Raw genomic sequence first — 14,134 nt, forward strand, 5'->3', positions numbered from 1 at the left:
CAGCGGAGAGGGCCGGGACGCCCCCGTGGAGTCCCGGCCCTCTCCGAAGCCTGCTCAGTCCTGATCGGCTACCGGCTCGCCGGTGATCAGGTAGACCAGCTGCTCGCCGATGTTCACGGCGTGGTCGGCGTACCGCTCGTAGAACCGGCCCAGCAGCGCGCCGTCGATCGCGGTCTCGGCGCCGTACGGCCAGGTGGCGTCCAGCAGCACCTTGAACAACTCGCGCTCGAGGTCGTCCATCGCGTCGTCGTCGGTCTCGAGCTCGGCCGCCAGCTTGGCGTCCGGGTCCCCGAGCAGCTTCGTGATCTTCTCGGCCATCCGGTCGGCGACCACGGACATCTGCTGGAAGACCGGGCGCAGCTCGGCCGGCACGGCCGGCGACGGGTGCCGCCGCTGCGCCGTCTTGGCGACGTGCTCGGCGAGGTCGCCCATCCGCTCCAGGTCGGCCGCGATGTGCAGCGCGGTGATCACCCGCCGCAGATCGGTGGCCACCGGAGCCTGCCGGGCCAGCGTGTCCGCGACCTTGGCTTCCAGCTGGCTGTTGATCGCGTCGACCTCGACATCGCGCTCGATGACCTCCCGAGCGGCATCGAGGTCGGCGGTGAGCAGCGCGGTCGTGGCATTGCGCATCGCTGCCCGGACCGCCTCCGCCATGGTCACCGTGAGGCGGCTGACCTCGTTGAGGTCGGCCTGGAACTCTTCGCGCATCATCTCTGTCCTGGGGGTTGGAGGCGGTGTGTGACGTACACGCTAGGTGAACCCAGCGGCCTCGGCATGAACGGCGATGAACGCCGCCGGGCGTAGTGGTGAACATTATTCGAAGCGCGCCCGTTATGTCCGTCTGGCCATAGGACCTAGGTAAACAATGACCCTACGATCGCTGCGTGAACCTGGCGTCCGGCATCATCCTCGCCCTCGTCGCGCTGGTCGTCGGCGCGGTCGCGGGGGTGTTGCTCACACGCGCTCGCCGATCGCCTGAGCAGGCGTCGGGCGCCGGCTCCGACAAGAGGGGACGCGCCATCGACACCGAGGACGAGCCGCACGGCAAGCACGGCATGAAGGGGCTCGGTCGCAAGAGTCTCGACTCGCTGCGTGTCGGTGTCGTGGTGCTCGATGCGGAAGACGAGCCGGTGCTGGTCAACCCGGCCGCCCGGGCCATGGGTCTGCTGCGTTCCGGCGGTGCTCCCGGCACGATCGCGGCGCACCCCATCCTGCGGACGTTAGCCGGGCAGGTGCGCCGTACGGGCGTACGCCGGGAAGTGGAACTTGATCTTCCGCGAGGCCGTGCCGGGGAAGCGCACGCACCGCTCGGCCTGCACCTTCGCGCCGTCGCGCTGAACTCGACGCATGTCGCCGTCGAGGCCGCCGACGTCACCGAGTCGCACCGTCTGGCCCGGGTCCGCCGCGACTTCGTGGCCAACGTCAGCCACGAGCTCAAGACGCCGATCGGCGCGCTGCAACTGCTGGCCGAGGCGCTGCTGGACGCGACCGAGGCGCCCGCCACCAGCGCCGGCGCCGAGCTGGACATGTCCGAGGATCTGATCGCGGCCCGCCGGTTCGCCGAGCGGATCCACCACGAGTCCGCCCGGATGGGCCGGCTGGTCAACGAGCTGCTGGAACTGACCCGGCTGCAGGGCGCCGAGCCGCTGCCCACGCCCGAGCCGGTGTCGGTGGACTGGGTGATCGCCGAGGTCATCGACCGCACCAGGACCACCGCCTCGGCGAAGAGCATCGAGGTCCTGTACGGGGGTCCGAAGGGTGCCATGGTCTACGGCAGCGACACCCAGATCGCGACCGCGGTGACCAACCTGGTGGAGAACGCGATCGCGTACTCGGGTGAGGACACCAAGGTCGAGCTCACCTTGCGTGAGGACACCGACTGGATCGAGATCGACGTGGCCGACCAGGGCATCGGCATCGCGCCGCACGACGTCGACCGGATCTTCGAGCGCTTCTACCGCGCCGATCAGGCCAGGTCACGGTCCACCGGCGGAACCGGCCTCGGCCTGGCCATCGTCAAGCACATCGCCACCAACCACGGCGGCCGGGTGGACGTCACCAGCGTCCTGGGAGACGGCTCGACGTTCACTCTGCGCCTACCGTCGCGTCCCCCTGAAGCCCCTTTGCCGTTACCAACAGCAATTGAGATCGAGTCCGGTGCGGCCGGGCGATAGTTCGGACCCCCGGGAAATGGAAGGAACCACATTGGCACGCGTGCTCGTGGTCGAGGATGAGGAGTCGTTCTCCGACGCCCTGTCGTACATGCTGCGCAAGGAGGGCTTCGAGGTGTCGGTCGCGCCGACCGGAACCTCGGCGCTAACCCAGTTCGACCGGACCGGTGCCGACATCGTGCTGCTCGACCTCATGCTTCCGGAGATGTCCGGCACCGAGGTGTGCCGTCAGCTGCGGCAGCGTTCCGCCGTCCCGATCATCATGGTGACCGCCCGGGACAGCGAGATCGACAAGGTGGTCGGGCTGGAGATCGGCGCCGACGACTACGTGACGAAGCCGTATTCGCCGCGTGAGCTGGTCGCCCGGATCCGCGCGGTGCTGCGCCGTCAGGGCACCGAGGCGGCCGAGGTCTCCACGCCCACGCTCGCCGCCGGCCCGGTCCGGATGGACGTCGAGCGCCACGTCGTCACCGTCGACGGCGCCGGCGTGCAGCTGCCGCTCAAGGAGTTCGAGCTCCTCGAGCTGCTACTACGTAACGCCGGCCGGGTGCTGACCCGCGGCCAGCTCATCGACCGGGTCTGGGGTGCCGATTACGTCGGTGACACCAAGACCCTGGACGTGCACGTCAAGCGGCTGCGCTCCAAGGTGGAGCCGGAGCCGTCCGCGCCGCGTTACATCGTCACGGTCCGGGGTCTGGGCTACAAGTTCGAGCCCTGAGCCTGCTGAGCCGCCACGGTGGCCGGGTGCACCGCCACCAGGCCGGCGGCGATTCGTGCCGCGCACAGCTCGGCCAGCTTCTCGTAGGCTGAGCCGCCGATGAGCGCGGTCAGCTCGGGCGCGTACGACATGTACATCGGCTCGGTCCCGACGTGCGCCTCGGGTGAGGACGTGCACCACCAGTCCAGGTCGTGCCCGCCGGGACCCCAGCCGCGCCGGTCGAACTCGGTCAGCGTCGACTGCAACACCTTGGTGCCGTCCGGGCGCTTGACCCAGTCCTGCTCCCGGCGCACCGGCAGCTGCCAGCAGACGTCCGGCTTGTACTGCAGCGGGTGTACGCCGTCACGCAGCGCCTGGGCGTGCAGGGCGCACCCGCCGCCGCCCGCGAAGTCCGCGTCGTTGAGGAACACGCACGGCCCGTCCTCGGTGCGGATCGCGGTGCGCCGCGCCGGGTTCGACCCGTCGACCGTGTCCATCTCCGTGTAGTTCTTGAACCCGCGCCGGTAGTGCTGCCACGTCTCGGGCGTCAGCTTCGCGGCGGCGGCCCGGACCCGTTTCTCGTCGTCGGCGTCGGTGAAGAACGCCCCGTGGGTGCAACAGCCGTCCGCCGCCCGACCGGCCACGATGCCGTGGCAGGCGGACCCGAAGACGCATGTCCACCGGGACAGCAGCCAGGTCAGGTCGGCCCGGATCAGGTGCTGCTCGTCGGCGGGGTCGAGAAATTCGATCCACTCACGAGGAAAATCCAGCCCGGTCTCCGCGGGCCGATCAACGGCCGACGGGTCCATGACGATGCGGATCGGGTCACGGCGACTCATGCGGCAAAGGGTACGCGCGCAGGTGACTATCACCGCGACGACGCCCGGTATGACCGCATATACCCGCTCGACGAGCCTGCGCGCGAGACGAACGGGTCTACCCTTATGACTGTGAGTTCCCGCGTCCCCGTGCTCCTGTCCAGCTCGTCGGTCTTCCCCGAGCCGACCGCCGCCGCATTTGAGATGGCCGCCACCGTCGGATACGACGGCGTCGAGGTCATGGTGTGGACCGACGCCGTCAGCCAGGACGCCGGCGCCTTGAAAGGTCTATCCGATCACTACGGCGTGCCGGTCCTCTCGGTGCACGCGCCCTGCCTGCTGGTGACCCAGCGGGTCTGGAGCCCCGACCCGTGGGAGCGGCTGAACCGTGCCGCCGAGCTGGCCGAGACGCTGGGCGCGCCGACCGTGGTCGTGCACCCGCCGTTCACCTGGCAGCGCGACTACGCGAAAAACTTCGCACCCGGGCTGGAGAAGGTGCAGGCACGCCATCCGGGCCTGTCCTTCGCGATCGAGAACATGTTTCCGGTCAAGATGGCGGGCCGCTGGTTCGTGCCGTACACGCCGGGCTGGGACCCGACCGAGACCGGCTTCGACGCGTACACGCTTGACCTCTCGCACTGCGCCGCCGCCCGGGTCAACTCGCTGAACATGGCGGACAAGATGGGTTCCGGGCTCAAGCACGTGCATCTGGGCGACGGCACCGGGGCCGGCCGCGACGAGCACCTGGTGCCCGGCCGGGGCAATCAGCCCTGCGCCGAGCTGCTGCACTCGCTGTCGGCGCGGGGTTTCACCGGTTCGGTGGCGCTGGAGATCAACACGCGGCGGGCGTCCAGCCGGGCCGCGCGTGAGGCCGACCTGCGCGAGTCCCTCGAGTTCGCGAGGAAGCACCTCGAACCGGCCGAGCAGAAGGCGATTACGCGGGCGTAAGAGTCGCGGCGCGCTTGCGGGCGCGGTGCGCGGCCACGTGCGAGCGGGTCGCGCAGCGCTCCGAGCAGAAGCGCCGGCAGTTGTTCGACGACGTGTCGAGGTAGACGTTTCCGCAGCGCTCGTCGGCACAGATGCCGAACCGGGCGCTGCCGTACTCGCAGAGCCACACCGACAGGCCCCAGACGGCGCCGGCCAGGTATTCCGCGCTCACCGACGCGCCGCGGCTGGTCACGTGCATGTGCCAGTCCGCCGCGTCGTGCCCGGAGATGCGCGGCTGCACCGGAAACGTCTCGAGGAGAGCGTTCAGCTCGTTGACCGCCTCACCGTCGCGGCCGGTGGTGCCGTACTCGAAGACGTCGCGCAGGCGGCGCTGCGCACGACGGAACACGGCGACATCTTTGTCGGCCACCTCGCCGCCCATCCAGCCCTGGTCGCCGGCGAACAGGGCACGCAGCTCAGCGAGGTCACCCATGGGCGCGTTGACGAGGTCAACCGCCGTCCGGGCGTACGCATCGAAGTTCACCCGATAACGGTAGCCGGACGCGGCCCGGACGGACATGGTTGCCGCGAGTGACGATGCTTCGGACGATACGCTCGCCCTATGCTCCGATCCGTCTTTCTGGCCGCCGCGAGCTCCACTCGTCTCGGACGACTCATGACGTCCGCCCCCATCTCGGGTTTCGTCGGGCGTTTCGTCGCCGGCCCCGAGACCGAGGACGCGTTGCGGGTGGCCCGGCGGCTGGCCGACGACGGTCTGACCGTCACCGTGGAGCATCTGAGCGAGGAACCGGTGACCGCCGAGCGGGCGGTCGACACCCGCGACGAGTACGTCCGGCTGCTGTCCCGGCTGGCCGGCGTCGGGCTGGCGCCGGCCGCCGAGGTGAGTCTCAAGCTGTCCGCCCTGGGCCAGCAGATCGACGAGAAACTGACCGCCGAGTACGCGCGGACGATCTGCGCGGCCGCCGCGCAGGCCGGCGCGGCGGTGACCCTGGACGCCGAGGACCACACCACCACCGACTCGGCCCTGGAGATCCTGGCCGAGCTGCGCAAGGACTTCCCCGCCACGGGTGTTGCCCTGCAGGCCCATCTGCGCCGCACCGAGAGCGACTGCCGCGAGCTGGCCACCGCCGGTTCGCGGGTGCGCCTGTGCAAGGGGGCTTATGCGGAGCCCGAGTCGGTGGCGTTCCAGTCCGCGCTCGACGTCGACAAGGCGTTCGTCCGCTGTCTGAACATCCTGATGTCCGGCGAGGGTTACCCGATGGTCGCCACGCATGATCCACGGCTGATCGCGATCGCCGAGGACCGAGCGCGCTGGTTCGACCGCTCCAGCGACGAGTTCGAATTCCAGCTCCTGTACGGCGTACGCCCCGAGGAGCAGGCCCGGCTCGCGGCCGGCGGCGGTGTCGTGCGGGTCTACCTGCCGTACGGCGCCCAGTGGTACGGCTACCTGATGCGCCGTCTCGCGGAGAGCCCGGCCGGCGTCCTGCGCCCCGCGTGGCAGAGCTGACACGTCACATTCAGGGCAAAATGCGGCAATACCGGCGTGTTGCGCTTGACTTTTTCAGGCGATTTCACGGAACGCATCGCGTTGGTCACAGACGTATCGATACCGTTCTGAGGACACGCACGTTTTCCGCCGCGTCGCAAGGCTTGTCCGGTCGCGGCGGCCGTGCCCGAAAGGATCGGTGCAACGAGATGACGGGTCCAGCCCAGACCGAGGAGCGACTCTCCGAGGTGCGGTTCCTGACCGTGGCCGAGGTGGCCTCCCTGATGCGGGTTTCGAAGATGACCGTCTATCGGTTGGTGCACGGCGGCGACCTGACCGCGGTCCGGGTCGGCCGTTCGTTCCGGGTGCCGGAGCACGCGGTGCACGAGTATCTGCGCGACGCGTTCTCGCAGACGGCCTGAGGTCTGGCAGGGCCGTTTTGGCGCGGCCCTGACCGGCCGGTACGCTGGTGCGGTTGGTTCCTGGTTTCGCGCGTGCCGCCTCTCGGCAAGCCCGCGCCCCGGGATGCCGTCCAGATCGGAACCGGGACGCGCTCGAGCGCGCCCGATCCGAGCCACCAGGTTTCGAGAGGCTGTTCGTATGGGCTCCGTGGTCAAGAAGCGCCGCAAGCGTATGGCGAAGAAGAAGCACCGCAAGCTGCTGCGCAAGACCCGCGTCCAGCGTCGCCGTCTCGGCAAGTGACGGCCGGCCGGGCCGCGCGGTGACCGCCGGCCCCGGCCGTTCCGGCGCTTGCCGCCCTTTGCCGCATCGGAAGGTGCGTCCGTGGTGACCTCACCGCCGAACGTCGTCGTGGTCACCGGAGTCAGCCGATTTCTCGGCGCCCGGGTGGCCGCGCGTCTCGCCTCCGATCCGCGCGTCGGCCGCGTGATCGGTCTCGACACCGTCGACCCGCCGTCAGCTCTGCGTGAGCTGCTTCCGGACGTCGAGCTGATCCGGGCCGACGCCCGGGCAGCCTCCGGCGTCATCGCCGACCTCGGCGCCGAAGCGGTCGTGCACCTGGCGGTCACCAGCGCGCCCGATCCGCAGCACGGCGGCCGCTCGGCGATGAAAGAGCAGAACGTCATCGGCACGATGCAGCTGCTCGCCGCCGCCCAGGGTGCCTCCCCGCTGCGCAAGCTCGTGGTGCGGTCGTCGACCGCGGCCTACGGCGCGTCGTTCCGTGACCCGGCCGTCTTCACCGAGGACACCGAGCCCCGGGCGGTGCCGCGCGGGTCCTACGCGCGCGACATCCTCGACATCGAGGGTTACGTGCGCGGTTTCCGCCGCCGGCGGCCCGACGTGGTCGCCACGGTGTTGCGCTTCGCGCCGTTCCTGAGCTCGACCGCCGACACCACCCTGACGCGATACTTCGCGCAGCCGGTGGTGCCGACCGTGCTCGGCCGCGACGCCCGCCTGCAGTTCGTGCACGTCGACGACGCGCTGGAGATCCTGCACCGCTCGGTGATCGAGGACCACCCGGGCACGTTCAACGTGGCCGGGGCCGGTGTGTTGTCGCTCTCCCAGGCCGTCCGCCGGGCCGGGCGGCTCTCGCTGCCGCTTCCCGAGACCACGCTGTCCACGCTCGCCGGGCTGGCCCGCAACGTGGGCATCGGCCAGATCGGCCTCGATCAGATCGACCTGTTCGTGCACGGCCGCGTGGTCGACGCCAGCCGGCTGATCAGCGAGTTCGGCTTCACCCCGCGCACCACCGCGGAGGCGTTCGACGACTTCCTGCGCGGTCACGCCGAGGGCTCGCTGAACTCCGACCGGCTGGTCGCGGCCGAGCGTGCGATCCTGGACGGCATCCGCCGGCTTCGCTCGACCGCCGCCGTGGGAGGTGATCGGCCTTGAGTCAGGACGAGTACCGCGGAATGCTTCCTGGGCACGCCGACTTCACCCTGCCGGAGCCGGCCGAGCCGAAACGCGTGAACGGCCGGCGTCCGATCCCGGAGGTGCCACCGATGCCGGAGGCAGCGCCCGACCCGATCGACGTCTGGGACCAACGCGTCGCGAACGGTCTCGCCTTCCTGCGGCGCCGGCTCGCCGGGGCGTACGAGATCGACGAGTTCGGTTTCGACCGTGAGCTCACCGACTCGGTTTTCCACCCCATGCTGCGCTTCCTCTACCGGGACTGGTTCCGCACCGAGGTGTACGGCGTGGAGAACGTCCCGTCGTCCGGCGGCGCTCTGATCGTCGGCAACCACTCCGGCACGCTCGCGCTGGACGCGCTGATGTTGTCGGTCGCCCTCCGCGATCGCCACCCCCAGCAGCGGCACCTGCGACTGCTCGGCGCCGACCTGGTGTTCCGGGTGCCGATTCTCAGCGAGCTCGCCCGCAAGGCCGGCGCCACCGTGGCCAGCAACCCGGACGCCGAGCGCCTGATGAACTACGGCGAGCTGGTCGGCGTCTTCCCGGAGGGCTTCAAGGGCGTCGGCAAGCGCTTCTCCGAGCGGTACAAATTGCAGCGCTTCGGCCGTGGCGGCTTCGTCTCGGCGGCGTTGCGCACCGGCACCCCGATCGTTCCGGTGGCGATCGTCGGGGCCGAGGAGATCTATCCGATCCTGGCCGACTTCAAGCCGCTGGCCCGCCTGCTGAACCTGCCGTATTTCCCGCTGACGCCGACGTTCCCGTGGCTGGGCCCGCTCGGGCTGGTGCCGTTGCCGAGCAAGTGGCTGATCCGGTTCGGCACCCCGATCCCGACCGCGCACCTGACCGAGCTCGCTGACGATCCGATGGTCGTCTTCAACCTCGCCGACCAGGTGCGCGAGACGATCCAGGCGACGCTGCTCGAACTGCTCGAGTTGCGACCCGACCCATTTGGTCCCTGAACGTCCTATAGTGACAAACGAGGGGTGGCCCCGGTAACTCCCGGGCTCCACCCCTCGCCATGTTCCGGTGTGTCTACTTGCCGCCGAGCAGCCCGCCGAGCAGTCCGCCCAGCGGGTCGCTGCGATTCTGCGGTCCGGTCGACGGGCTCTCGCTCGGCGACGTGTCGCCGAAGGGCGCCAGATCCGGTCCGGGCGCTCCGACGCCATCCGGGTCCTCGGTCGACGACGGGCTCGCGTCCGGTTCCGCGGACGTGGTGCCCCGGGTCGCCGGCTTGGCCGAGTCGTCCTTGTCCTTGGTCGGCTTGGTCGTCACCTTGCTGCCGTGCCCGGACGGGCGGGACGTCGTCGGATTGTCCGCGTTGGCGACGCAGTCGCGCAGCTTCGGACCGAGAGCGTCCGCGCCGGCCGGTTCGACCGGCGTACACCGCAGGCCATCGCGCAGGTCCGCGGTGCGCTCGCGCACCGCGTCGAGCAGATCGAGCGAGGTCATCGCCCGTTCCCGGTTGTCCGGGCCGACCCGGTCCAGCACCGGCATCAGCTTCTGCCGCTGCTCGGTCACGAAGTCGTCGACGGTGCCGAGCGGCTTCGTGTCGCGCCGCGCCACCGACGAGGTGGTCAGCAGCTTCACGCCCTTGCGGGTGTCGGCGTCCATGTCGTTGAGCACGCCACCGAAGCCGGCGTCCTCGCCCTTCATCGCGGCCGCCTCGGCGAGCCGGGTGCGGGCGAAGTCCAGGGACAACTGCCCCCGGTTGACGTCGGAGCCGGCCATCGCCAGCTGCGCGCGTTCGGTGGAGCGTTTCACCCCGTACAGGGTGTCGCCCGGCGATGCGTTCTCGCTTGCGGCGGAGATCCCGGAGACCGCCAGCGCGCCGGCGGCGACGCCGATCACGATCGCGCCCCGGGTGCGGAACCGCCGGCCGTCGCGGCCGATGAGCCCGGCCTTGATGCGGGATCGGGCCGGTTCGGCCGGTTCGGTCTCGGCGGTCGCGGTCCGGCCGATGCCGTCCCGCTCGGCGGTGGCGACCAGCATGGCACGCAGCCCGGTGCGGAACTCGGGTTCGACGCCGGTTCCGGGCAATGACGCGGGCAGGCTGCTGCCGATGGCGACCAGCTCGGCGAGCTGTTCGTCGGCCGGGCCGCGACTGTGGTGCCGGCGGCTGCCGGTGGTCTCGTCGAGAAGCTCCGCGAAGCGCTCGGCGCTCCGGCGGTTCAGGAAGTCGAAGTTCACCGCGGGCACCTCCCCTCGCTCGTGAATGTCTCGTCGGCGGCATCGCCGACGGTCGCGACGAAACCGGGGGCCGGCAGGCCTGCCCGGGGTCGCACCCGGACAAACGCGCGACACGCTTCGCCGGTTACGGGGAGAAGAGCCCGGTATCGGGTATCGGAGATCGACATCCGCGAGAGCCCGGTCACCACTGGAACCCTTCGGGCAGCAGCCGGGCGAGCGCCCGGACGGCCCGGTACTGGAGTGCCTTGATGGCACCCTCGTTCTTGCCCATGGTCTGTGCCGTCTCGGCGACCGAGAAGCCCTGCAGGAAGCGCAGCACGATGCACTCCTGCTGCTCGGGATTGAGCTGCTTGACCGCGGAGAGCAGGGCGACGTTGGTGATGTGGTCGACCACCGCGGATTCCGGGCTGCCCTCGGGACCGCGGTCCTCCCGGTCGGCGTCCAGCACGTCGCCGGTGGTGACCTCGAGCCGGTACCGGCCCGACTTGAAGTGGTCGGCGACCAGGTTGCGGGCGATCGTGACCAGCCAGGCGCCGAGGTCGCGGCCCTGCCAGGTGAAGCTGCCGATGCGCTTGAGCGCGCGCAGGAAGGTGTCCGAGGTGAGGTCCTCGGCGAGCTGACGGTTGCCGACCCGGAAGTAGACGAACCGGAAGACGGTGTCCACGTACCGGTCGTAGATCAGCCCGAACGCCTCGGCCTCGCCGGCCTGCGCGCGTTCCACCAGCGCCCACACCTCGGCCGCCGCGTCGGTCGGGTCCGGCCGCGCCGGGTACTTGGGCGGCTCGGCCTCGCGCGGCGGGCCGGTGGTGCTCTGCGCCGGGACGACCACTGTCGCGTCGGCTTCCGGCAGGTTGCTGCGCTGCCCGGCGGTGGGCTGCGCGGGCATGGTCGGACGACCGGGCACGGCGACCCGGCCGCCACCCGGCATCGGCTTGGCGTTGCCGGTCGGCGCGGCCCGATGCGGGGACTCGTTGACGTTCGGGCGGTTGCGGGTGCGTTTCGGGCTGTCACCCCGCAGCGTGTTGGTGATCATGTCGTCTACGGAGCGGCGGAGGGCGGTCAGACCCTCGGAGATGCGGTAGTTCGGATCCCCGGCGTACGCATGAGTCACTGCGCCTCCTCAACCCGGCGGGCCCGGTACGTCTGCTGATCCGTCCCGCCAGAACAGGAATAGCAGTAATTCCGTACTTTTTGTGGCACAGCGGCCTCCTCGGATGAGGGGTGATCACTCATAGCAAAAGGGGTGGGTCGGCACGACCGACCTCACCCAGGGCTGTGGAGTCCGTTACTCAGACGCGAAGTATCACGGACACCGAACACATGGAGTCGCACACCGTGTGCGCTGCGCGAAAATAGTACGAAGTGGCGCAGACGTCGCACAAGGAACGTCTGACACGATGGTGGGCACTCTCCGCAAGACGACGGACAGGCTGTCCGCCTGTCCCCATTTCGGGCACCATTTGTGCCAGACTCGTGCCCCGTGGACGTACGCGCTGCCGACCCGGTCGCCGAGGCCGCGGCGCGACGGCCCGACGGCCTCGCCCTGATCGCCGCGGACGCGTCGCTGACCTGGGCGGCGGTCGACGAGCGGGTCACCGCGGCGGCGCATCGGGTCGCCGAGCTGGCCGGCCCGGGCGAGCGGGTGGCGATCATGCTGCCCAACTCGGTCGACTTCGTGGTCACCTATTTCGGGGTGCTGCGGGCCGGCCGGGTCGCGGTGCCGCTCAACCCCGGGTACACGGACGACGAGCTGGAGTACGCGGTCCGCGACAGCGGCGCGGTGCTGATCGTCCGGGAGGCGCTCGGCCCGTCCGCGCACGCCGCCGAGCTGCCGTCGGTCGCCCCGGGTGATCTCGCGGTGCTGCTCTACACGTCCGGGACCAGCGGCCGGCCCAAGGGCGCGATGCTCACCCACGCCGCGCTGGCCGCCAACCACGAGCAGCTCGACGCCGTCGACCCGCCGCCGGCCGGCCCGGACGACGTGGTCCTGCTGGCGGTGCCGATGTTTCACGCGTACGGGCTGAACACCGGGCTCGGCATGGTGGCGCACCACGCCGCGACCGGCGTGCTGGTGGACCGCTTCGACGCCGCCGCGTCACTGTCCGTGATCGCCGAGCGAGCCGTGACGGTGACGATCGGGGTCCCGAGCATGTACGCGGCGTGGGCGCGACAGCCCGCCGCGGCGACGGCGATGAGCAGCGTGCGCACCCCGGTGTGTGGCGCGGCGCCGCTCGCCCCGGAGGACTCGGCCCGATTCACCGCGGCCACCGGCAAGTCGATCCTGGTCGGGTACGGGCTGACCGAGACCGCGCCGGTGCTGACGATCGGTGCCCGGGAAAAACCGGGCTCTATCGGGCGGCCGCTGCCCGGCGTCTCCCTGCTGCTGCGCTCGGCCGACGGCGCGGTGCTGTGGACGGACGGGATCGCGTCCCCCGACGATGACGAGGCCGAACTGGATTTGAGCGTGGCGGACGTGGACGGCACCGACCCGGGCGAGATCGTCGTGCGCGGCGCGAACCTGTTCGCCGGGTACTGGCCGGACGGCCGGGACGGGCCGGACGCGGACGGCTGGTGGGCCACCGGCGACGTGGCGTACGCGGACGCCGACGGCGACCTGCACCTGGTCGACCGGATCGGCGAGCTGATCCTGGTCAACGGCTTCAACGTCTACCCGGCCGAGATCGAGCGGGTGCTGGACGGCCATCCCGCGGTGGCCGAGGCGGCGGTGATCGGCGTAAGTGATCCGGCGACCGGTCAGCGGCCGCACGCCTTCGTGGTCGCCGCCCTCGACCCACCGCCCACCCCCGCCGAGCTGCAGGTTTACTGCTCCGGCCAGCTGGCCCGGTTCAAGATGCCGAGCATCGAGCTGGTGAGTGAGCTTCCGCACTCGGCCACCGGCAAGGTTCGCAAGCGAGAATTGCCCTCATGAAGCGAGTGACCCTGATCAGCCGGGACGGCTGCCACCTCTGCGAGCAGGCGGCGGCCGTGCTCGACCGGATCGTGCCGGACGGCTGGACCCGGGTGGACGTGGAGTCGTCCATCGAGCTGGAACGTGACTACGGCGACCGGGTTCCGGTGGTGCTGCTGGACGGCGCCGAGCACGGTTACTGGCGGGTCGAGGAGGACCGGCTGCTGCGGGATTTGGCTCGACAGCCGGGGGAGTCGCGACTGTAGGGTGCCTGCCGTGACGCGCACGCATCTTGTCTGGGACTGGAACGGCACCCTTCTCGACGACTTCAGCCTGGTCGTCACCGCCACCAACGAGGCGTTCACCGCGGTCGGCGGCCGCTCGGTCGGCGCCGACGAGCACCGCAGCCGCTTCCGCCGGCCGGTCGCCGAGTTCTATGCCGAGATCCTCGAGCGGGCGGTGGACAACGAGGAGTTCGGCAAGCTCGACCGGATCTTCCACGACGCGTACCGGCTGGGTCTGACCGACATGAAGCTGGCGGCCGACGCCCAGGCCGCGCTGACCTCCTGGCCGGGATCGCAGTCACTGCTGTCCATGTGGTTCCACGACGAGCTGGTGCCGGCCATCCAGACGTACGGGCTTTCCGGGGTCTTCACCCGCATCGACGGGCTTCGCACCGAGGTGGGCGGGCACCTGAAAGCGGCCCATCTGGCCGAGCACCTGGCCCAGTTGGGCATCCCGGGCGACCGGGTGGTGCTGATCGGTGACTCGTTGGACGACGGGGCGGCGGCCGAGTCGGTGGGGGCCGTCGCCGTGCTGTACACGGGCGGTTTCACCGATGCGGTCCGGCTGAGGGCTTCGGGGCGTCCGGTCGCGGACAGTCTGGTCGAAGCAGTCGCCGTCGCTCGTACGCTTCAGTAAGTGGTCGGTGGATGTAGACAGCGGCCATACTTTTACTGATGCCCTGTTAACACGCGAGTGGATCTTTGTCCACTCCTCTGAACAAGATCGCGATTTGTGCACGCCTTCACAAGCGCCTACTCTGTGACG

At 70.2% G+C, this 14,134-nt stretch carries 16 protein-coding genes; 11 read left to right on the forward strand and 5 right to left on the reverse strand.

Annotated elements, in window-relative coordinates:
* Nucleotides 1-54: 54 nt before the first annotated feature.
* Nucleotides 55-708 carry a phosphate signaling complex protein PhoU gene (gene phoU / locus HH310_RS03310; RefSeq protein WP_169174317.1) on the reverse strand — a complete coding sequence of 218 codons (654 nt, stop codon included), beginning with the start codon at nt 706-708 and terminating at the stop codon, nt 55-57.
* Between the two features lie 176 nt (nt 709-884).
* On the opposite strand from phoU, the gene HH310_RS03315 reads away from it, so the two are divergent.
* Both HH310_RS03315 and HH310_RS03320 read left to right on the forward strand, forming a co-directional pair.
* Nucleotides 885-2,174: an ATP-binding protein gene (locus HH310_RS03315; RefSeq protein WP_169173891.1), complete on the forward strand. Its 1,290-nt coding sequence runs from the start codon at nt 885-887 to the stop codon at nt 2,172-2,174.
* A 31-nt stretch (nt 2,175-2,205) separates the two neighbouring features.
* On the forward strand, nt 2,206-2,889 hold the full coding sequence (locus HH310_RS03320; protein ID WP_020512993.1) for a response regulator transcription factor: 684 nt from the start codon (nt 2,206-2,208) through the stop codon (nt 2,887-2,889).
* Here the strand turns inward: HH310_RS03320 and HH310_RS03325 are convergent.
* Entirely contained in the window at nt 2,871-3,707 is an 837-nt protein-coding gene (locus tag HH310_RS03325; protein WP_211191692.1) for a hypothetical protein, read from the reverse strand. The genes HH310_RS03320 and HH310_RS03325 overlap by 19 nt on opposite strands.
* A 111-nt stretch (nt 3,708-3,818) precedes the next feature.
* On the opposite strand from HH310_RS03325, the gene HH310_RS03330 reads away from it, so the two are divergent.
* Nucleotides 3,819-4,634 (forward strand): sugar phosphate isomerase/epimerase, encoded by an 816-nt coding sequence (locus HH310_RS03330; protein ID WP_312033800.1) that lies wholly within the window; start codon nt 3,819-3,821, stop codon nt 4,632-4,634.
* On the opposite strand, the gene HH310_RS03335 is transcribed toward HH310_RS03330, so the two are convergent.
* Entirely contained in the window at nt 4,621-5,157 is a 537-nt protein-coding gene (locus tag HH310_RS03335; RefSeq protein ID WP_169173893.1) for a CGNR zinc finger domain-containing protein, read from the reverse strand. The two genes, HH310_RS03330 and HH310_RS03335, sit on opposite strands and share 14 nt — an antisense overlap.
* A 78-nt stretch (nt 5,158-5,235) precedes the next feature.
* Here HH310_RS03335 and HH310_RS03340 point away from each other — a divergent pair, with 78 nt between their 5' ends.
* The 5 genes from HH310_RS03340 (at nt 5,236) to HH310_RS03360 (ending at nt 8,948) form a co-directional block, all read left to right on the forward strand.
* Nucleotides 5,236-6,141 carry a proline dehydrogenase family protein gene (locus HH310_RS03340; protein ID WP_169173894.1) on the forward strand — a complete coding sequence of 302 codons (906 nt, stop codon included), beginning with the start codon at nt 5,236-5,238 and terminating at the stop codon, nt 6,139-6,141.
* Nucleotides 6,142-6,329: 188 nt separating this feature from the next.
* Nucleotides 6,330-6,542 (forward strand): helix-turn-helix domain-containing protein, encoded by a 213-nt coding sequence (locus HH310_RS03345; RefSeq protein ID WP_169173895.1) that lies wholly within the window; start codon nt 6,330-6,332, stop codon nt 6,540-6,542.
* 178 nt (nt 6,543-6,720) lie between these two features.
* Nucleotides 6,721-6,822, forward strand: coding sequence for a 30S ribosomal protein bS22 (locus HH310_RS03350; protein ID WP_007465623.1), 102 nt, complete (start codon nt 6,721-6,723; stop codon nt 6,820-6,822).
* A gap of 81 nt (nt 6,823-6,903) precedes the next feature.
* Complete coding sequence (locus HH310_RS03355; RefSeq protein ID WP_169173896.1) at nt 6,904-7,971, forward strand: NAD-dependent epimerase/dehydratase family protein; 1,068 nt, start codon at nt 6,904-6,906, stop codon at nt 7,969-7,971.
* Nucleotides 7,968-8,948, forward strand: coding sequence for a lysophospholipid acyltransferase family protein (locus tag HH310_RS03360; protein WP_211191695.1), 981 nt, complete (start codon nt 7,968-7,970; stop codon nt 8,946-8,948). The genes HH310_RS03355 and HH310_RS03360 overlap by 4 nt, the downstream gene beginning before the upstream one ends.
* A gap of 73 nt (nt 8,949-9,021) precedes the next feature.
* On the opposite strand, the gene HH310_RS03365 is transcribed toward HH310_RS03360, so the two are convergent.
* Nucleotides 9,022-10,176, reverse strand: a complete 1,155-nt coding sequence (locus HH310_RS03365) for a DUF5667 domain-containing protein (RefSeq protein WP_312033803.1) — start codon at nt 10,174-10,176, stop codon at nt 9,022-9,024.
* Nucleotides 10,177-10,357: 181 nt separating this feature from the next.
* Complete coding sequence (locus tag HH310_RS03370) at nt 10,358-11,209, reverse strand: ECF subfamily RNA polymerase sigma factor, BldN family (protein WP_211191742.1); 852 nt, start codon at nt 11,207-11,209, stop codon at nt 10,358-10,360.
* Nucleotides 11,210-11,656: 447 nt separating this feature from the next.
* On the opposite strand from HH310_RS03370, the gene HH310_RS03375 reads away from it, so the two are divergent.
* From HH310_RS03375 to HH310_RS03385, 3 genes are read left to right on the forward strand one after another with little or no spacing between them, the layout of a single operon-like run.
* Complete coding sequence (locus HH310_RS03375) at nt 11,657-13,105, forward strand: AMP-binding protein (RefSeq protein WP_312033805.1); 1,449 nt, start codon at nt 11,657-11,659, stop codon at nt 13,103-13,105.
* Entirely contained in the window at nt 13,102-13,350 is a 249-nt protein-coding gene (locus tag HH310_RS03380; protein ID WP_169173899.1) for a glutaredoxin family protein, read from the forward strand. Before HH310_RS03375 ends, HH310_RS03380 begins: the two co-directional genes overlap by 4 nt.
* A gap of 10 nt (nt 13,351-13,360) precedes the next feature.
* The gene (locus HH310_RS03385) at nt 13,361-14,005 is read left to right on the forward strand and encodes an HAD hydrolase-like protein (RefSeq protein ID WP_169173900.1); all 645 of its coding nucleotides are present in this window, start codon (nt 13,361-13,363) and stop codon (nt 14,003-14,005) included.
* Nucleotides 14,006-14,134 lie beyond the last annotated feature (129 nt).

Source organism: Actinoplanes sp. TBRC 11911 (genome assembly GCF_012933445.1).
Lineage (GTDB): Bacteria > Actinomycetota > Actinomycetes > Mycobacteriales > Micromonosporaceae > Actinoplanes.

Bases quoted from the DNA above. Each gene is read 5' to 3' on its own strand.
- phoU (WP_169174317.1), bottom strand. From the start codon at position 708: ATGCGCGAAGAGTTCCAGGCCGACCTCAACGAGGTCAGCCGCCTCACG.
- HH310_RS03325 (WP_211191692.1), bottom strand. From the start codon at position 3,707: ATGAGTCGCCGTGACCCGATCCGCATCGTCATGGACCCGTCGGCCGTT.
- HH310_RS03340 (WP_169173894.1), top strand. From the start codon at position 5,236: ATGCTCCGATCCGTCTTTCTGGCCGCCGCGAGCTCCACTCGTCTCGGA.
- HH310_RS03345 (WP_169173895.1), top strand. From the start codon at position 6,330: ATGACGGGTCCAGCCCAGACCGAGGAGCGACTCTCCGAGGTGCGGTTC.
- HH310_RS03350 (WP_007465623.1), top strand. From the start codon at position 6,721: ATGGGCTCCGTGGTCAAGAAGCGCCGCAAGCGTATGGCGAAGAAGAAG.
- HH310_RS03370 (WP_211191742.1), bottom strand. From the start codon at position 11,209: ATGATCACCAACACGCTGCGGGGTGACAGCCCGAAACGCACCCGCAAC.
- HH310_RS03380 (WP_169173899.1), top strand. From the start codon at position 13,102: ATGAAGCGAGTGACCCTGATCAGCCGGGACGGCTGCCACCTCTGCGAG.